The organism is Microcoleus sp. PH2017_34_RAT_O_A (assembly GCF_020737885.1).
Classification (GTDB): Bacteria; Cyanobacteriota; Cyanobacteriia; order Cyanobacteriales; family Microcoleaceae; genus Microcoleus.
Map to the genome: position 1 here is coordinate 94287 of NZ_JAEQDD010000013.1, position 18897 is coordinate 113183.

At 45.0% G+C, this 18897-nt stretch carries 14 protein-coding genes and 1 pseudogene; 6 read left to right on the forward strand and 9 right to left on the reverse strand.

All coding sequences use genetic code 11. The features are described 5' to 3' along the window. Positions 1 to 66 precede the first annotated feature (66 nt). The 3 genes and pseudogenes from JGK11_RS06760 (at position 67) to JGK11_RS06770 (ending at position 5483) form a co-directional block, all read left to right on the forward strand. Positions 67 to 970: pseudogene (locus JGK11_RS06760) on the forward strand (IS630 family transposase). Between the two features lie 109 nt (positions 971 to 1079). After that, a complete protein-coding gene (locus JGK11_RS06765) occupies positions 1080 to 4145 on the forward strand; it encodes a poly(A) polymerase (protein ID WP_293211059.1) in 3066 nt (1021 codons plus the stop codon). Positions 4146 to 4373: 228 nt separating this feature from the next. Beyond that, positions 4374 to 5483 carry a hypothetical protein gene (locus JGK11_RS06770; protein WP_293182359.1) on the forward strand — a complete coding sequence of 370 codons (1110 nt, stop codon included), beginning with the start codon at positions 4374 to 4376 and terminating at the stop codon, positions 5481 to 5483. 447 nt (positions 5484 to 5930) lie between these two features. Here JGK11_RS06770 and JGK11_RS06775 read toward each other — a convergent pair whose 3' ends face one another. The 4 genes from JGK11_RS06775 to JGK11_RS06790 all read right to left on the reverse strand — a co-directional run bounded on the left by JGK11_RS06775 (position 5931) and on the right by JGK11_RS06790 (position 11446). Next, a complete protein-coding gene (locus tag JGK11_RS06775; protein ID WP_293190224.1) occupies positions 5931 to 8615 on the reverse strand; it encodes a PAS domain S-box protein in 2685 nt (894 codons plus the stop codon). Positions 8616 to 8635: 20 nt separating this feature from the next. Beyond that, complete coding sequence (locus tag JGK11_RS06780) at positions 8636 to 8941, reverse strand: CpeR family transcriptional regulator (protein WP_293182355.1); 306 nt, start codon at positions 8939 to 8941, stop codon at positions 8636 to 8638. Positions 8942 to 9498: 557 nt separating this feature from the next. Beyond that, a complete protein-coding gene (locus JGK11_RS06785) occupies positions 9499 to 10251 on the reverse strand; it encodes a phycobilisome rod-core linker polypeptide (RefSeq protein WP_293211061.1) in 753 nt (250 codons plus the stop codon). Between the two features lie 334 nt (positions 10252 to 10585). Then, complete coding sequence (locus tag JGK11_RS06790) at positions 10586 to 11446, reverse strand: phycobilisome linker polypeptide (protein WP_293182351.1); 861 nt, start codon at positions 11444 to 11446, stop codon at positions 10586 to 10588. Positions 11447 to 11840: 394 nt separating this feature from the next. On the opposite strand from JGK11_RS06790, the gene JGK11_RS06795 reads away from it, so the two are divergent. Further along, a complete protein-coding gene (locus JGK11_RS06795) occupies positions 11841 to 12566 on the forward strand; it encodes a response regulator transcription factor (protein ID WP_293182349.1) in 726 nt (241 codons plus the stop codon). 547 nt (positions 12567 to 13113) lie between these two features. Here JGK11_RS06795 and JGK11_RS06800 read toward each other — a convergent pair. Then, positions 13114 to 13347 carry a ferredoxin-thioredoxin reductase variable chain gene (locus JGK11_RS06800; protein WP_293182347.1) on the reverse strand — a complete coding sequence of 78 codons (234 nt, stop codon included), beginning with the start codon at positions 13345 to 13347 and terminating at the stop codon, positions 13114 to 13116. 48 nt (positions 13348 to 13395) lie between these two features. Here JGK11_RS06800 and JGK11_RS06805 point away from each other — a divergent pair, with 48 nt between their 5' ends. Continuing rightward, positions 13396 to 13527, forward strand: a complete 132-nt coding sequence (locus JGK11_RS06805; RefSeq protein ID WP_293182345.1) for a hypothetical protein — start codon at positions 13396 to 13398, stop codon at positions 13525 to 13527. 70 nt (positions 13528 to 13597) lie between these two features. On the opposite strand, the gene JGK11_RS06810 is transcribed toward JGK11_RS06805, so the two are convergent. From JGK11_RS06810 to JGK11_RS06825, 4 genes are all read right to left on the reverse strand, one after another. Continuing rightward, complete coding sequence (locus tag JGK11_RS06810) at positions 13598 to 16381, reverse strand: DUF3536 domain-containing protein (RefSeq protein ID WP_293197113.1); 2784 nt, start codon at positions 16379 to 16381, stop codon at positions 13598 to 13600. A gap of 976 nt (positions 16382 to 17357) precedes the next feature. Beyond that, positions 17358 to 17774, reverse strand: coding sequence for a VOC family protein (locus JGK11_RS06815; protein ID WP_293186869.1), 417 nt, complete (start codon positions 17772 to 17774; stop codon positions 17358 to 17360). A gap of 147 nt (positions 17775 to 17921) precedes the next feature. Next, positions 17922 to 18215 carry an antibiotic biosynthesis monooxygenase gene (locus tag JGK11_RS06820; RefSeq protein ID WP_293186868.1) on the reverse strand — a complete coding sequence of 98 codons (294 nt, stop codon included), beginning with the start codon at positions 18213 to 18215 and terminating at the stop codon, positions 17922 to 17924. A gap of 4 nt (positions 18216 to 18219) precedes the next feature. Further along, entirely contained in the window at positions 18220 to 18414 is a 195-nt protein-coding gene (locus JGK11_RS06825; protein ID WP_293186867.1) for a GrpB family protein, read from the reverse strand. 46 nt (positions 18415 to 18460) lie between these two features. Between JGK11_RS06825 and JGK11_RS06830 the strand changes: the two genes are divergently transcribed. After that, the gene (locus JGK11_RS06830; RefSeq protein WP_293186866.1) at positions 18461 to 18895 is read left to right on the forward strand and encodes a hypothetical protein; all 435 of its coding nucleotides are present in this window, start codon (positions 18461 to 18463) and stop codon (positions 18893 to 18895) included. Positions 18896 to 18897 lie beyond the last annotated feature (2 nt).

Here is an 18897-nt window from a genome sequence, read left to right on the forward strand (position 1 = left end):
TCTGACAGCACGAAGAAGTTGACTCACAACACGTTTACTTGTACTCCTCTTCATACATTGTGAAAAATGAAAACGTATTCGATTGATTTTCGGCAAAAAATTCTTGATACTTATCATACTGAACCGATTTCACAAAAAGCAATAGCTAAGCGTTTTTCTGTAGCCCTCAGCTTTGTACAAAAATTGCTTAAACAATATCGTGAAACAAAAAATATTACTCCCCGAACTGAAATTGATTGAAGAAAATAATGATGCCACTCTTGAAGAACTTCGTTATTTACTTTATGGAAAAATTGGATTTTCTGTTAGTATATCGACAATAGCAAGAATGATAAAACTCTTAGATATTACCGTCAAAAAAAAGACTCTATTCCCTTCAGGCAAAGGCACAGAGCGAGTCCAAATACTGCGATGTGAGTTCTGGGAAAAAATTAAAAAGATTAGTTTGAAAGACTTAATATTCATTGATGAATCTGGAGTTAATTTGGCAATGGTTAGATTATATGCTAGAGCTTTGAAAGGTCAGAGAGCCAAGGGGCCAAAGCCAACTAAACGTGGTCAAAATGTCTCAATAATTGGAGCAATGTCAGTGTCTGAAATTTTGACATCGGTTAATCTAATAGGCGGAACTGATGCAATTACATTTGAAGCTTTTATTATCAGAAAACTTGTGCCAAAACTATGGAAAGGGGCTTGTGTAGTCATGGATAATTGTCCCATTCACTTGGGAGACGAAGTGAAAAAAGCTATCGAAAAAAAAGGGGCAAAATTAATATTGTTATCTCCTTATTCACCAGATTTTTCACCAATTGAAAATCTGTGGTCAAAGCTTAAAAATATTCTCCGTTCGATCGAGACACCTAATTATCAAGAATTAGCCAAAGCCATAGAGTTGGCGTTGGGTCAAGTTACATCATCAAATATTTTTAACTGGTTTACACACTGCTGTTATTGTACCTCATCTTTCTGAGAAAGGCTATACCTTATCGACACCCATCGCACCCGACACGATCGCCTTTTTTGTGTAGTACAATATAGTTATATTCGTGGTACACGCGTAACTATAACCGCATCATGCCATGTCACAGCCAAAGTCCCCAAAACCCAAAATGGCGACAATCCGCGAGATTTACGATCGCATTTTATGGGATAGTCGTTTAGACCATCGTGCCTTTAGCCTTGGTTTTAGCGATCGCATTTCTGGTAATATGCGGGAAAAGCCTTTGTCAGAATGGGCAGTCGATGGCGATATTCCCTGGCATCGGATTCGTTATGTTAAATGTGGGGAAACAATTGTTTGGGATCGCGATCGGCTGGTAGACTTGTTTACTACTGGAGAATTACCAGTCGCGGCATGGGTTGTCGCCACGGAAAATATAGAATCGGCAAACCAGCAACTGCAAATCGATCCTCAACAATCAAATCCCACCTTTGTGAAAGACTTCCCGACTAGATCTATTTACCAATACAATCAACAAAATTGGCAAGCCAGGAATTTGCCCTTAGAGTCGGTAACGATAACCAGATTAAAAATTGTCAGTTATAACGTATTATCAGATCTCTACGAGTCAGAACTTACCGAGACAGCCCAGCGAATTCCGATAATTATAGAGCATCTGCGTCAGTGTGATGCCGATATTATCGCCCTTCAAGAAGTAACACCGCGTTTATTAGAAAAATTATTAGCTGAGGATTGGGTTCAGGCTTATCATATCTCCGAATCTCCCCAAGGCGAAACGCTGGAATGGCACGGTTTATTAGTGCTATCGCGATTGCCATTTACTTTAGTAGAATATCGCTACTCGCCACGGAAGCGGGTATTAGTAGGAAAGTGGTTGCTGAATAGTAAAACTCTCAATGTCGCCGCCGTCCATTTCACCAGCGATTACAATAAAAATTCTGAAAAAGTCAGGTATAAGCAACTTAATATCTTGCTAGAATACCTAAACTCACAGCCGGGAGATTGTCTAATTGTTGGCGATTTCAATGCCAAAGACAACGAACCAGCAGAGATATTAACGACAAACAATTTTATCGATCTTTGGCAAACACTGCATCCCGAAGATCCGGGATACACTTTCCATCCCCAGGCTAATCCTTTGGCAGCATTAATGAGTCTAACTGGACTTGCGGGACGGTTAGATAGGATGATGTTACGGAGTCAGAACCGAGATTGGATATCTCGTCAAATAGAATTATTTGCCTGCAATCCCATACCAGATACAGAAGGAAAAATCTATCCCTCAGATCATTTTGGTCTCCTCACCCAACTAGAATCCATCACCTGTTTGCAAACCATCTCACCTGTCTATAAAAGTGCAGTTGTCATCATTCCACCGGATGACATTTTACCTGCAATTCAAAGTATTCGCCGCCGTTGCGATCGGCAATTTCATCGTTGGATGCCTCATATCAATATAATATATGGTTTTCTGCCAGAATCATATTTTTCAGAAGCAGCAGCAGCCATTACCCAAGCACTGACAAAACTAGAACCATTTACTATAACTTTATCAAACTTTGAAACTTTCACGCACTCTTCTAGCTGTACGGCATGGTTAAATCCGATTCCTCAACCTGCCGATCCACTGCATCAATTACAAGCAATACTTCAACAAATATTTCCGCAATGTGATGAACAAAGTAGCAAATCAGCTAACGGATTCACACCCCATTTAACTGTAGGTCAATTTGACACAACCGAAGTCGCCAAAACCGAACTTTCCCAATGGCATCCAGTCAAATTTCAAGTAGACTCGATCGCCCTAATTAGCCGCCGCGATAACGAACCATTCGAGATTAGATATCGGATACCTTTAAAATCAGCAACTCCCTCAGAAATTTCCGGCGCAAAAACAGGAGAAAATGAGTCTAACTTATCGCTAATCCAAATAATCGACCAACTCGATCCCAAACTCACTCAAACACAGACACTGCATCAAGAACTAATTCAGTCGATCGTCACCCAAGCCTGTCAAGAATGTTTAGGCTACCAACCATTATTACAGCAAATTGGATCGGCGCGGATCGGCATACAAAGCAGCCACAGCGATTTAGATTTACTTTGTATAATTCCTGCCCCTTTAACAGGAGAAACATTCCTCAAACAGGTACAAACTAGATTAGCAGGATTGTGCTATTGCTCCCAACTGGTAAAATCGGGGAGAGTACCAGTATTGAGAATGGAAATAGAAGGAGTGGCAGTCGATTTACTCTCTGCCACAACCCTCGGACAATTCCAGATAATTGAACCATTATCTCAAGAGGCTAGACCATTTTTTGATGCCGTCAGTTGGAGTGCCGTAGTAGGTGCTTTGGAAGCGGATTTAATGGTAGATACAGTCAGCCAACATTTGTCCTGGGATTTATTTATAAACTTGTTAAGGGCGGTGCGAACCTGGGCGAAAGCACGTCAGATTCACGGTAATGCTTGGGGATTTCTCGGTAATTTTTCTTGGGCATTACTGACAGCTTGGAGTTCTATTCATAGCGAACACTTAAACCTAGATATATTACTTGCTCATTTTTTCCAAATCCTCAGCCAACACGATTGGACTCAACCAATAGCATTAACTGAAGCCGGAACACAGTATCAAGTACAAAAATCGCGGGAATGGTTGCCTGTAATTACATCGATCGCACCTTGTCAAAACAGTACCAGAAATGTCACGCGATCGACCGCAGAAATATTGCGCCGCGAATTGGGTCGCGGTGCAGAAATTGCGTCGGAAGTATTGGCGGGAAATACCACTTGGACAACTCTATTTGAGTCCGTTGATTTACTGGAACAATCAAATGCGTTTTTAGTATTGACGGTAAGTAGTGCAGAAGTTGGTAATTTAGAAAAATGCGGCGGCTGGATTGAAGGTCACATAATTGGATTAGCGATCGATTTAGAGCAAAAACTAAATATTTCTGTCAGACCTTGGCCTGGAATTCGGAGAAGGCAAAATCTAGTTAGTGTCGTGCTAGGTATCATCTGTAATATAGATGAAGATTCTGGTGCGATCGCCCAAATTAGCAATGAGTTTATCGATCGGTTCAATGCTGCTAACGATTGTAGCAGTATCTTGCAGATCGAGTTGTGCGATCGCGACTCATATCATGTCCAGTCGGGTTGGTCACATTGTACCTCATCTACCTGAGAAAGGCTACAGAACCCATTTGACATCTTTTCTTGAACAAGAAAGGCAGATCGATCGGTCGTCTGGTGTAACTCAATGGTAAAATTGTAATTCAACTGTAGCGCTCCGATGAATTTGCATCCTACATTCCCAAATAAAAACTCAAATTAGCGCCTCCACCGAGTCACTAACCTACCAGCGTTATCTGCGCCTAGCAGTTTTTAAAGAAATGGATTTACCAAAATTTTTATGAATATAAAATGGTCGATAAAAAACTTATTTCGATCGCAGAACTTCTGGATAATTGTGCTAGTTGTGGCCATCTCTAGGATTGTCTTAAATTCGCAGCTTGACGAGTGGATTGGTGTAGCGCCACCTTCAGCAGCAATCGAACGTCTCGCCACCGCCACCACCATGACGCGGGAAGCGCAACAAATTTTCTACCGGCAAACTCCAACCATCGAACCCAAGCAAACCTTCTTTAAAATCTGTCAAACAAAAGAAAAGGTGAAGGATACCTTAATTATCTTTGGGTGCTATTTCACCAACGGTAAATCGGGCAAAATCGCGATTCAGTCGGTTACAGACGATCGATTTCAAGGCGTGATGGAAGTGACAGCAGCCCATGAAATGCTCCATGCCGCTTACACTCGCCTCAGTCCATCGGATCGCGACAAGCTAACACCCCAACTCAAACAAGCTGCTTTGCAAATCAAAAACGATCGCTTGTCTAGCATATTGAAGCAATACCAGCAAAAGGATATAGCTTTGTATGTTAACGAATTGCACTCGTATCTGGGGACAGAACTCGGCTATCTCGGCGATGTCGAACTCGAACAATACTATCAGCGTTACTTTCGCGATCGCCAACAAGTGGTAAAGTTAGCCGATCTGTCTCAAGAGATCGTGCGAAAATTAGATGAGAAATCCCAGCAACTCAAACCTGAAATTGAGACCTTAGAAGCAAGTCTCGCACAAACCAAGCAAACAATCAAAGAGCACAATCTCGAACTCGGATCGAAGAAACGCAATCTAGATGCGTTGCAATTGGATTTAATGCGTTTTAAGGAACAAGCTGAAGAATCTTACCGACAGGGTAACGGCTCTCCAGAAAAGGTGTTTCAGTTTGAACAAAAAAAATCTGATTACAATCAAAAAGTGCAAGAATTTAACGATGGAGTGCGCGAACAGCAGGAGCGCGTTGCTGCTTTTCAAGAGCAATTCGATATTTACAAGCAGAAAGTGAATGATTACAATGCAATTGCTCGTGAAGAAAAAGCCCTCTTCGACGATCTCAAAGCTACCCCACCAGTCAAGCTCGAAGCCCCAGCCGGCCATGATTCCCATCTTGCCAAATGAGATCGTGCTCCTTAGGAACGAAAATTTAATAACTTACACAAGTTTGTGGGATGGGCGTCCCGCCCGTCTTTTCGGGACGGGCGGGACGCCCATCCCACAAGAACAATAAAAACTGTAAGTTTGCTAATCTTAGGAAAGAGCGCTAAAGCGCAACTACATACCTTGACCTATTGGTAGTTTTATATATCCTATCCTGACAGGAGGGTTTTATTGCAGTCACACAAATTAGGTACGTTGTTGCGCTTGGGCACTCTTTGCAAATATTAGGAAAGAGCGCTGAAGCGCAACTACATACCTTAGCCTATTAGTAGTTGTATATATCCTATCCAGAAAGGACGGTTTTATTGTAGTCAGAGAAATTAGGTACGTAGTTGCGCTTGGGCGCTCTTTACAAATATTAGGAAAGAGCGCTGAAGCGCAACTACATACCTTGGCCTAAAACTTTTATTATAATACCAACGGAAGTGTCACCACACAAGTTGTACCAATACCAACTTCACTGGTAATCTCAATACTACCTTGATGCAAGTCAACGCACTTTTTAACCACGATCAATCCCAATCCCGTACCAGGGATAGTTCGGACATTCTTACCTCGGTGAAATGGCTCAAACAACTGCTTTATATCTTCTGGAAAAATGCCAATTCCTCGATCGCAAACCTGGAGTAGCACCTGATGCAACTGAAACTCTAAACCAAGATGCACATTACCTCCCTTAGGCGAATACTTAATCGCATTGGATAATACGTTGGACAGAATCGATCGCAACAATTTTTCATCCAAGCAAACGGGAATTGGATTTCCTTCACAGGTAAAGGTGATGGTATACTGACTGCCAGCGCTGAGCCGCATTTCTTCCACAAATTGTTCGCAAAATTTGTCCAAAACCAAAAATTTTGGATTAAATTCTAGTTTCCCAGTTTCGGCGCGATTGATGGTTAAAATATCGTCGAGCAATTGCACCATATTCCTTACAGAATCCTGAATTCGGTGCAGGTTTCTCAGTCGCTTTTGGGAGTCATTCCATTCGTCTGGGCTGTTTTCTAGAATTTGAGCTGCTGCTAAAGCCGTACTGAGTGGAGTGCGAAATTCATGGGATGCCATTGAAAAAAAACGGGTTTTCAGAATACTCAGTTCTTTTTCGCGCTCCAGGGCTAACCGAATTTCGTCCAGTCGTTTTCGTTCGGTGATGTCACGAGTATTGACGATAATTTGTGTGGTGGCTGCATTGTTTATAAAAGGCTGGCTAATCGCTTCCAAGGTTCGCCAAGAATTATCTTTGTGCCGATAGCGGAATTCAATGGGACGGTTGAGTTCTGCACTTTGCCAAGTATTGGTGAGACTTTGATAAGTAGTGGTAAAATCATCTGGGTGAATTGGCTCAAATATTTTTTTCCCCACGAGTTCAGATACTAAATACCCTAAGACTTTTTCCACAGAAGGACTGACATAGCCGATCGTACCATCTGTATCTAGAATCATAATGATGTCTAGAGCATTTTCAATGAGCGATCGAAACCGTTCTTCGCTATGTCGCAGGGCTTGTTCTGCTTGTTTTCGTTCGGTGGTGTCTCGCTGGATGGCGATCCAGTGAGTATACCAACCCGTGCGATCGCCAACAGGAACAATACTAAATTCATTCCAATATTCGGAGCCATTTTTCCGATAATTAATCACTTCAACGGTGACAGATTCCCAACGCGAAAGTGCTATCCGAATTTTGTCTAATTCTGTGCTATCGGTTTTTTTACCCTGCAAAATCCGGGGTGTTTTACCCAAAACTTCTTCTAGGCTATATCCTGTAATCTGGGTAAATGCTTCATTGACATAGATGATGCGAAGACCAACTTCATCGATCGCTTCCGCTTCGGTAATTACGACGCCATCATTTGTGTTAACAACAACTGATTGGAGGAGTCGCACCTGTTCTTCCTGTTGCTTTTGTTCGGTAATGTCGGCAATCACTGCGACAATGCCCTCAATCTGATTCTCACTATTCTTTAAAGGAGCAGCGGAGAAGATAATGTCGATCGCACTTCCGTCTTTTTTGTGGCGGCGCAGTTCGACACTATATGTGATTCCTTGCAGGAGATTGCTGCGGAGAGTGGAATAATTTTCTAATGGATCGTCGATAAAAATTGGGTTGGGATGGTTGATGACTTCTGCTTCAGTCCAACCAAACATCTGTTCGGCGGCAGGATTCCAAATTTTGACGTACCCTTCTATATCCAGCGTGAAGATAGCGCGAGGAGAGGCGCTAATCAGGGTTTTTAGGGTGTGGTTGGTGTGGCGCAGTTCTACTTCGGTGCGCTGTCGTTCGCCAATTTCGTCTCGTAGAGCGACGTTGGCTTCAGCTAATTCTTCGGTACGTTGTTGGACGCGCTGTTCTAGTTCGGCGTTGAGTTGTTGAAGCTGTTGGTATAATTCTGACTGTTGAATGGCGATCGCCACCTGCGTCGCTAGTTGCTGCATTAACTCCAATTCCCAGGTTTCCCAGATGCGGGGGCGATCGCACTGGTGAGCAATCAATAACCCCCAAAGATAGGGTACAGAAGGATTCCCCTCAACCTGCCGATTTTCTTGGATGATGGGGACAACCAATTTTGCTATGACTCCAAATTGTTGAAGAAAATCAGTCAGACAATTTTCGAGATCGGCTTCTTCAAGATTGGCAATGAGGCGGGTTTTCCCCAGAGAATAAGCCTCATGGTACTCGCTGGGAAAGACTTCTGCTGGGAAGGATTTTCCTAAAATGACGGGGTAAGGGGGTAAAACGGCTTCGTTAATGGCGCTACCCGTTCCGTCTGGCCACAGGCGGTAAATGAGAACGCGATCGGCTTCCAGAAAGCGTTGCACATCTGCTACCGTGGTTTCTAGCACGTGGTCTAAATCCAGGGATTGTCGGATGTGTTGAGCAATTTGATTGACTAACCGTTCGCGATCGGTTTGTTGGCGCAGCACCCCTTCGGCTGTTTGTCGTCGGGCTACTTCCTGTTTGAAGCAGGGGCAAATTACTACCACAACTAAAACGCCGATCGCAACTAGAAAAATGTTACTTAGCATAGAAAATGGTTGGATAATTCCTATGAAAATCAGGATGCCACCAACAGACAACAACAATGCTACAACCATGCTAACCAGTATCAGCCAGATCAAGAGCTTGGATCGAACCTAGTCTGGAAACTACCATATTTAAACCAGTATTGCTTGAGGTTGTGACAAGGCGTATGCAAACTGGCTTTGGCACGATATAGAATGACTTGACGGTGATCGCCCATCCAAATTTTGTCGATCGGCTGAACCGAGATTAATGTTCCTCCTAAAGCCGTAATCGACTCGGTAAATCGCTCAATAGCGCTATAGTCTATAGTTTCAAAGATGTAAAAATTGCCAGAACAAATTAAATGACGGCTGCGAATCCAGCATTGCAACTTTTTTTGGGCTTGTGGTGGCAACATTCTAATATGATTGAGTATCAATACTTCGGACAGTTTTAGGTGCTAATCGAGTACATGAAACCTAGGCTGGATCTATTGTGAACTATTTTTTCCAAGTTTGTTTTTAATGGCAACGCAGAAAAAAAATTAAAAATTGCAGGGCTGGTACTGTCCAACTTACAGAGGCTTTAAACAAACTGTCTTAAGTATTGGAGTATAGAGAATCATGGCCGATCGAAAAAACGTGATGAGGATTTCAAATTAAATTTCTCCAGCTAGTTTATCAATAGAGTTGGCATTCTCCAGAATTGGGCATCCTCCAATTCTGGAGATGTTTACGGCTCTCAAGATGAGGAAATACCAGTTATCCCAAATTATACAGTAACAACAGTAGGTTGATTGTAGAATATCGACCCAAAGATGTAGATTGTACAATTATTTTGAGAAACTGATATAATCTCAATTTCTATCCAATTGTTGCTAGAAATTTAGAGATAGCTGAATCTAATTAGAGAAGCCAGAAAAACCCTCTAAATATGACTTAAATCCATCTATTAAACTTCTTGTTTTTGTTGGATTTAGAGAATCTCAGTGATGCTGACAATTTTGCCAGAGGTGCGATTGATCCGCTGAATTTGCGGACTCATATTGTCTCCTGCCACAATGTATGTCGTGTTACTGAGGCGCCGAGGTCTGTCGAATTTCGACCCTGTTACCACAATTTTGAACATTTTTTCGGTTGCGACATAAGCGCCTCCTCGACTGGTTGAGGGCTTGATGGCGTTAGCGCTGTTGGTAGCAACGGCGTAGACTAACTGAGAAGCTTTGACGGCACTGTCGATTTGGGCGAAACCCCGATCGAGCAGCGACATCCGATTGTAACCTAGTTGCTTGGTATTTGCTTCGCTGCTTCTGCCTCGGTAATAGGGAACAACGTTTTCACCAAAAGCGGTTTGATACTCGTCGCTGTCGAGATAGGAGTCAATTTCGGCATCGTAGCCTTGCTCAACACAGCGGATAATGTGTTCAGAAATTTCTGTTTGATCTTGTGGTGCACGACCTAGCAGGTGCAGGAAATTGAGTTCTACAAATCGATAGGGAGCGCACTTTTGAAAATAGCGAGTGCTATAAAAATCAGATTTAGCAACCAATCGGACAAATTCACGCACGGAGATGCTGCGATCGCACAATTGAGATTCCGCAGTTACCAAGCGCTCGCTTTCCATCACGTGGGGATTGCCCAAAACCTGCTTGTAGACGGCGCGAATCACAGCTTGCACCTCATCTACACCGCTGGTTGGCCACAGTTCACATTTTGTCGAATCTGCCATTGCAATTAATCTCCTTTACAGATAATAGTTGGTAGTAGCTGAAATCTTGCACCACTGTCAATAACAGGCAAGATGCCTGTTCCACAAAGAGTGGATTTCTTGTGGAACAGGCATCTTGCCTGTTCGTAAAATGTTAATTGAGAATGGTTCAATATGTCAGTAATACACCGCTTATATCAATTCCAGTTGTACCGGAATGATTGTTGATTTTTGATAATTGATTGTTGATTGTTGATTGAAGCAAAGCTCCGAATTCTCATTACAAGCCCCGAATAATTCTTCAATCTAAAATCTAAAATCTAAAATCTAAAATCTAAAATTGATCGACTTTCAACTAGACAGGGGTGATACTAGCGATCGTCCCACCTTGTTTGTGAATCCGTTGATAGGTTTCGGATAGCTCGTTAAACGACACCAGGTAAACTTGGTTGCTGCGGCGAAACTTGGAAATCCGATTCACCACATTGGCGCGATAGCCGGTAACTTCAATGCGATAGACTTTTCCGTTTTCATCCGATCCAGCGCCATGACGAGTCCGAGCGCTACCGGATGGATTGCGGAATGTCGATCCGCTGCTGGCTGGAGAAATTACGGCGGTTGGCGTGCCCTGAATTACTAGGGAATTCAAACGCGGACTCTTACCAGCCAGATTTCCCTTCAAGCTGCTGCTACAAGCACCTCGCACCAACTCGAAGGTATGGGTAAACTGCACCATGCTTTGACAAGCTTCGGTTTTGTATCCCCGGATGTAGGGAACAATGTCATCTCCAAAAGTATTCTGGTATTCATCGCTATCGAGATAAGAATCGATCTCAGCCTCAAAGCCCTTGGTATCCAGAATGGTACTTTTGCTCCGCATTTCTTCGAGATCCAGCGGAGGGCGACCAAGTAGATGTCTGAAGTTGAGTTCGATCGCCCGATAGCGAGCACAACTATCGAAAAATCGCGATCGATACAAGTCAGACTTTGCAACCCGACGCACAAACTCCCGTACCGTCAGTTCATCGCGTTTAAACTGCGACTCACAAACGGTGAGGCGTTCGCTCTCCATGACGTAGGCATTTCCCAAAACTTGTCGGTATACTGCCTGAATGATGGTTTCAAGGTCTTCATTGGAGTTACCTGTAACCCGCTCTATTGGTGGGGTTTCATCAAACAGGCTCACTCCCAATCTTGAAGCTGGTCCAAAAGCCATTTAACACTAATCTCCCAAATTAACTATCAAGTGGGTGGGAGAATTGACCCCATCCAAGTGCCGATCCCACCTACAATTACATATAACAAGTAAAGAAATGAGTCAGAAAATGGTAAAGAAATCGGAAAGATTCTCAATAAGTAATAAATCGTGATTTTTGGCAATATTTGTTAAGAAAGCTTTGGCCAATGGTTTCTGAGCTTCCCTTGGGTCAAAACTTGTTGACATCTCGATCGCAAATCGGTAAAATTTGGGGCCCAAATGCGAATAAGATGTTGAGGAGCCAGCATGGCGATCGCCCTAGCCCTATTGGTATTAGAGCGCTCTGGTTCGCTAACTCAATCTTGTCTAAAAGTCAATAAGTGGCTTTGTACTTTCCCCCAGCCTCTTGATTATGAGGATTCTCTTGGTTGAAGACGATCTGCGCCTTGCAGAAACGTTGGCAGAAGCCTTGACAGACCAGCGCTATGTTGTTGATATAGTTACCGATGGGGAATCTGGATGGCATCAAGCAAAGATGCTCAACTATGATTTGCTGCTGCTAGATTTGATGTTACCAGAACTTGATGGAATTAGTCTCTGCCATCGATTGCGATCGCACGGCTATACTATGCCTGTCCTGATGATCACAGCCCGTGACACCCTCAGTGATGAAATTAATGGGCTTGATGCTGGGGCTGATGATTATGTAGTCAAACCCGTGGACTTGCAAAAACTATTTGCTCGGATTCGAGCCTTATTGCGTCGAGGTAGTAGCACTTCTGGGCCGATTTTAGAATGGGAAGAAATTCGCCTCAACCCCAGTACCTATGAAGTTAGCTATAGATACACCCCACTCCATCTCACGCCCAAAGAATACGCGCTTCTGGAACTTCTGTTGCGAAATGGTCGCCGTGTTCTCAGTCGAAGTGTCATGATCGAACACGTCTGGTCGTTGGAATCTCCACCAGAAGAAAATACTGTCAAGGTTCACATCAGAGGTTTGCGTCAAAAACTCAAAGCTGCGGGAGCTGCTGAAGATTTAATTGAGACGGTTCACAGTATGGGGTATCGTCTCAAGCAATCAGATTCCAGTACAAATATGATAAAAACCCCTCTGGAATTGAAAACTACACGGTAAAAACATTCACTTAATTGAGGGGGAGACGGGGAGACGGGGGAGAGGGGGAGACAAGGGAGACGGGGAGACGGGGGAGAGGGGGAGACGGGGAGACGGGGAGACGGGGGAGACGGGGGAGACGGGGAGAGGGGAAGAGAATTCTCGATTGTCATCGAAATATAGAATTTAACTGCGGCACGCAACAGCTTAGGATCTCGAATTAAATAATTTACACATATTTGTGGGATGGGCCAGAAGAACAATAAAAATTGTAAGTTATTTAATTCTCATTCCTTGGCAGAGATAAAGGACACGGCAGTGCCGTTTCCCTACGGGGCTCTTACGGTTTACTTCATCAACGTGGACTCTGCTGTAATATCATGTCCGGCCTATTATTAATATGGTAAGGGCCCTTTCAACAACAATACCCGCCAATAATTGACAAGCTCAAAAACCCGCTCTTGCCGGCATATTATTATGGTAAATCGCTCGTCCAGGATATAATAAGCAGAACCCCGACTTCTTTAATAAAAAGTCGGGGATATAATAGCACAAAACAATACTAAAGCTAGGCTTCAGCAGAAACCAATTCGACTTCATCTTCTTTGAAGTGAGCTCGAAATTTTTTGTCAAACTGAACTAGCACCGGCCAATTGGCACTGACAGGTCTGCCGTGCCATTCGTGAACGATCGCCACGATTTCTCCTTCCATACCCTTAATCTCAACTGGTTGACTGCGATTTTCCGGGTGGTGGTAGACAACAACAGAGTTTTTAACGCAAACGCGATCGCCAATTTTCATAGCTAAAAAATTTAGTGTTCTTTCTTCAAAACTCTACAAAGCCTGCAAGTGCAGAACACTTGTTGGCTTTGGGGACAGTCTTTTCATCTTCCCACAGAAGTAGAGCGAATACTCAAAGAAAATTGGCGGTTGTTTGTCGGTACTTCGATTCCGGGAAGCCTGAATGCCGATCGACTCTAGCTCGATCCCCACCGCCCGATCGGCATTTAAACCGATCGGGCGGATTCTGCTGTGCCGGAATTGATCCAGGCTAATCGACCAGCGATCGGCTTAACTGATCCAACCAACACTCAACATCAACGGCGAGAGTTTGACCCAACTCCAGCAACTGCCGGATCGAAGACAACTCCCAGCCACCGTCTGAGCCGACGATATCTAAAGCAACCGGGTCAACCTTATTTTCGCCGTCCGAAGTAGCTTGCCGTTGCAGCCAGCCCAAACACAGAGGCACAATTTGACTGTACAGAGAATCGAAATACAGTTCCTGCGATTTGTCCAAACACAAACCCAGACTCAGCCGATCGCCCACAGCAATCAAACGCTCGATGTACCGGATATCGGCTTCTAACTCCAGAGGCGATCGTTCATCTACGCCCGATCCTGCTTGCAGCAGCGTGTCTAGCGATCGCCAAACCAGCCGTTCCAAAATTTGCTTAACTTCAGGAACCTTCAACCGACTGCGGAGGAGACCGGCTTCAGTGGCGATCGCTTCAATGTCAGCCAGCAGAGGTTCCGCGTCTCCGGTTTCCAGTTCCAGCGCCTTCGCCGCCGTCAAACAGCGGTGTCCCAAAGCCACCTCAGCAGCCACTTGCAACTCAACCGGCACCGGCAACTCATCGCGATGGAAAGCCATCATCACCCCGTAATTTTCCCGATAAACCTGAGTGTAAAGTTGATCCAAGCGAGTCAAATTTTCTTGACTCAGCAACTGGACGATGCGGTGGCGTTCCTCTGCGAACAAATCCCGCAAGCTAAACGACTGATCCCCAAACAACCGCACCATTTCCAGAATCGCGTGGGCCGCCGAAGCTTCTTGCAGAACTCCAAACAACCGCTCTTTGAGCATATTGTAAGACCGGCGGCTGCCAAAAGGCTGAATGCAGCAGTGGAAATCCCAGCCCCCAAGGTGGAATGCAGCAAACACAAACACGTCTGTTTCCCGGGTAATTTCCGAGGTTAACTGCAATTGACCCACAGCCAGAGTCATCGAACCCATGCGCTGAATTTGGAAATCTTGCTGTTCGGCCTGATAGCAGTAAACTCGCTGTTCGCGGGGATATTTGGCAAACAGAGCACTAATCGCGTAGTGGGCGGCGACTTGTTTGAGACTGACTTGGGCTGTTGTCACCAGTTGGCGGTAAACTTCTGCGCCTGTTTTGAAAGAGTCAACGTTGCTGGGTATTAGGGCTAGTCGATCGATAAAATCCTGTTCTAGCTGAACACCAGCAACTTCCCCCGCCAATTCCAGCGCCCTGGCGGCGTAGCGCAAAATTTGCACGCCTTCGGGGCGAGAGACTTCTTCAAAAAACCAGCCGCAGCTAGTGAACATTAACAAAGTGTGGCGCTGCATTTCCAGCAGGCGCAGGGCGTCTACCTGTTCGGCGGCATCCAGTTCGCGAATTTGATGGCGTTGGAGGAAACTGTCAACATTCGCGGGCGATCGATCGCGGATGACATCAATATATTCATCTCTGGCTTTCCAGGGATCGCAAAACAGCTTGCGCCCCGCTTCCTCATAAATCGGAATCAGTCGATCGCGCAGCCAATTCAAAGTATCGCGCAAAGGCTTGCGCCACAGGAGATGCCACCCGCCGCCGCCACCGCACCCACAATCATCTTGCCAGCGATCGACCCCGTGAGAACAACTCCAAGCCGTCACCGGTTTGAGTTCCACTTCCCAAGTGCTGGGATTTTGACCTAAATAATGAGCATAATTCGTCACAGTCCAGCCGCGGCGGGGAAACTCCTCTGTGAAAGCGTAGGCGAGACATTTTTCCGTACTGTTTTTGTGGTGGCCGAAAGTTTCGCCATCTGTGGCCACGGAGATTAATTGAGCCGGTCTGTGGTCTCCCCGCACTGCTTGACCCAAGCGCCCAGCCAAGTGGTGGCTGCTGCTGAGAACGTCATTGAAGCCCATATCCCGCGAGATCGGGCCGTCGTAGAAAAAGATATCGATGTAGGGAGTGTGAGGATTTGGGGCTGAGGACTGCTGGCCGTGTCCGCGAGTAAAGTGGTAAGTGCTCAGGGGCGAAAGTTGGTGGTCAGCCATCAACCGCATTTCCGGCTTCAAATAGCAGCGGTAGGGGCGAGTCGGATCGATTTGGCCGCCGCCGACTTCGTGCCATTCGCCATCTGTTTGTTGCTCTCCTTCTTGGTTTTGCGCGATTAGCGGGCGGCAGCGTTCGGCTTGGGAGGGGGCTAAGACAATAAAACGAATGCCTTCAGCCACCAAAACTTCCAGGGTGGCGTAGTCTACGGCGGTTTCGGCGAGCCACATTCCTTCGGGATGGCGATCGAATCTAGAGCGAAAATCTGCGATCCCCCAGCGAATTTGGGTGTATTTGTCTCGCTCGTTCGCCAGCGGCATGATGATGTGATTGTACACTTGGGCGATCGCGTTGCCGTGACCGTTGAGGCGCTGACAGCTTTTGCGATCGGCTTCCAGAATCCGTTGGTAAACTTCGGGATCGTAGCGTTCCAGCCAGCTCATCAGAGTCGGGCCGATGTTGAAGCTGAGATATTCGTAGTTGTTGACGATCCCGGCGACTTCACCGCGATCGTTGAGTATGCGCGCAAAGGCGTTCGGGCGGTAGCACTCGTTGTCAATGCGTTCGTTCCAGTCGTGGAAGGGAGAGGCGCTCCCTTGGCGCTCGATCGCGTCTAGGTAAGGGTTTTCTCGGGGGGGTTGGTAAAAGTGACCGTGAATCGTCACGCACACTCCAGTTGCAGTTGCGGCGGTGCTTTGGGTTGCAGTCGTTACGGTTGGTGCAGACACAGAGAGCACGTTGGACTGAGTTTTAGAAATCGAAACCATGCGATCGAATCCTCAAGTAGTTAAAGACATGAAAACCAGCCTAATCAGTAAGTTAAACCTTACGCAGCAGGCGTTTGGGCTAGGCATCTGTAGGTGCTAAATTTTGCCAGATAATTTTTGATTCATTTGTAGTATTGCGAGCAAAGCATTCGTTGCAATATACCAACCGTCGATCCCTGAGTTTTTCTGCCAATGCTTTGCTGTTGAAAGAGTTATAAAAGTTAGCTGTTGCTGCTTTGTGGCACTTTCGACCCATTTCAGGTTAGTGCGTGCAGGGCTGCTCGTTGAGAGTTTATATTTACATTGCTGCATCTTAAAGTCTTATTCATTAAATGGCAAGTTTTCCCCGGAAAAATTTAATCTTTGGCGATCGATGGTGGTTGTGCTGTTGAAAGTTAACAATAGGGTGAAACCCCTCAGCAGGCAAAACTTTGGCTGAGGGGGGCTGCTGCACGAAATTGCTGCGTTGTGTCGGCGCAAAATCTTTTGTTGAGTTTTCTTGGTGAAAAGTTACTTTTACCCGACACCAGTAACTTATGGAAGCCAACAGATAGCCTCATTAATGCGATCGCGTGCGTGGGGATTTTCATGTCTTACCTCGACTTGATGCCGACTGCTGAAACAGCCTCGATACAATAATAGACTTGAATTGCATAAGTCTTCGATCGCTCCCTCAAGCGCAGATGTCAGACAGATGCAACCGACGATGCAACGCAGATAATTTCAGGGTGTTTTCCGATTTTTGCAATTCAAGTCTATTTTTTATCGATTGTTGGGGTATTCGAGCATCATTTTTGGTGGGCGGGGAAACAGACTCACATACTCGCGGGGCGATCGAGCAATTGACGGTTGATGCTGCTGCATGGCACATTTACCGTTCAGGACTATTCCAATTATATGCGACTGCTGTCCCGGCTCCTTTCGTCCGCCCTCACCGTGCCGTGCAAGTGCCGTTCAGCCCCTGCACAGCCTATTTTCAGCCAACTTTCTCCACCGTAAATCCAATTTCTTGCCCGTAGGATAGTTCCAGAGTATGACCGTCCGGGTCTCGCAAAAAGGCCCAATAGCCGATCGGATATCCAGAATCTTTTGGTTCATCAACCAGCACACCTTCTTGACGTGCACTATCGCAGAGAGAATCCATATATTCCCTACTCTTGCAACCAACCCCAAGGTGTGCCAGCGGAGACAAAACTGGATGTACAGAGTTTGTCTGAATCAGCACAATTACAAAAGGACGAGTGCCATCAGAAAGCCATACAACAGCAACACCTGCTGCTGCATCAATCCGGCGGTGAACGACCTGCATCCCAGCATACTTCGAGTAGAATTCAATACTTTTCTCAACATCGGAAACTGGGAGTGCGATGTGAGTAAAACCGATATCAATCATTTGAAATTTCCTCCATGCTTTAGACTTAAAACTTTGCAAATACTCCTGGACGCAGCGGATGTTAGAAACCGTTTTTTCAGAAATATATTTCACGGGAACATCATATATTATGTTAAAAACCCGGTTTCTTTGGTCTTAATGCGTAAGTCATGACCAAATGACTTCATAATGTTCGACTGTTGGAAATGGGTCGTAAAAATGATGCAATAAGGAACGCCACATTTGATAATCTGGCGATTCTCGAAATCCAACGGTATGGTCTTCCAAACTTTGCCACCGCACCAGCAAAATATAACGATTTGTGTTTTCTATGCAGCGTTGCAGCTCGTGCGAGATATACCCCGGCATAGAAGAGATAATCGCTGAAGCTGTTTTGAAAGCAATTTCAAACTCAGCAGTCCTATTAGGTTTAATGTCAAGAATTGCAACTTCCAATATCATAGATTTAATCAGATGCTCTCCACTTTGCAGCCTTCATATCCATTGCTTTAATAAATCCAGCTTTTCCGTCCATGTACCCCTGAATATTATCATAGTATTTATTGGCGAGTTCTTGTTTTAGTTCGCTGTATTGCTGCGCTTCTTCAGATCTACTAAAGCGAGATAAACCCTTAGGGGACACAGATTTGATACTTGACACAGTTTCCCGATGCTAGTATCATTTGTTAGTAAACCGTCGAACAAAAATGGAAGATTACAAATCTGCTTTTTTACAGCGCTATCAGGATACCGAAATACTTTGTTACTCTGCCAGAAAAGTGGCGGCCATGCACTTTGCTGGTGTGACGATAGAATGTCTGCTAAAATCAATGATATTCGCTTCCCTACCCAAAAATGCCAAGCGAGAATGGAAAACGGATTCTAACACTCCTGGTCATACACTTACTAATCCAGGACATAGTTTTCAAGATGCTTTGAGACGGCATAATAAGCTGCATGATAGGATTCAGAAATTTCCACAGGTAATGAAATGGCTGGTCACAGTTGAAAATCCCAAAAATCAACATTTTATAGATATGCGCTACTCTGGTAGTGAACCTAACGATCCAGACTATAAGCAGTGGCTGTCTGCATATAAGGGTCTCATAGGTTGGCTACAGAAGCAAGCTACTACACTTTGAGG

Coding starts and splice junctions, on each gene's coding strand:
- JGK11_RS06765 (WP_293211059.1), top strand. CDS start 1,080: ATGTCACAGCCAAAGTCCCCAAAACCCAAAATGGCGACAATCCGCGAG.
- JGK11_RS06770 (WP_293182359.1), top strand. CDS start 4,374: ATGAATATAAAATGGTCGATAAAAAACTTATTTCGATCGCAGAACTTC.
- JGK11_RS06775 (WP_293190224.1), bottom strand. CDS start 8,615: ATGGTTGTAGCATTGTTGTTGTCTGTTGGTGGCATCCTGATTTTCATA.
- JGK11_RS06780 (WP_293182355.1), bottom strand. CDS start 8,941: ATGTTGCCACCACAAGCCCAAAAAAAGTTGCAATGCTGGATTCGCAGC.
- JGK11_RS06785 (WP_293211061.1), bottom strand. CDS start 10,251: ATGGCAGATTCGACAAAATGTGAACTGTGGCCAACCAGCGGTGTAGAT.
- JGK11_RS06790 (WP_293182351.1), bottom strand. CDS start 11,446: ATGGCTTTTGGACCAGCTTCAAGATTGGGAGTGAGCCTGTTTGATGAA.
- JGK11_RS06795 (WP_293182349.1), top strand. CDS start 11,841: ATGAGGATTCTCTTGGTTGAAGACGATCTGCGCCTTGCAGAAACGTTG.
- JGK11_RS06800 (WP_293182347.1), bottom strand. CDS start 13,347: ATGAAAATTGGCGATCGCGTTTGCGTTAAAAACTCTGTTGTTGTCTAC.
- JGK11_RS06810 (WP_293197113.1), bottom strand. CDS start 16,381: ATGGTTTCGATTTCTAAAACTCAGTCCAACGTGCTCTCTGTGTCTGCA.
- JGK11_RS06815 (WP_293186869.1), bottom strand. CDS start 17,774: ATGATTGATATCGGTTTTACTCACATCGCACTCCCAGTTTCCGATGTT.
- JGK11_RS06820 (WP_293186868.1), bottom strand. CDS start 18,215: ATGATATTGGAAGTTGCAATTCTTGACATTAAACCTAATAGGACTGCT.
- JGK11_RS06830 (WP_293186866.1), top strand. CDS start 18,461: ATGGAAGATTACAAATCTGCTTTTTTACAGCGCTATCAGGATACCGAA.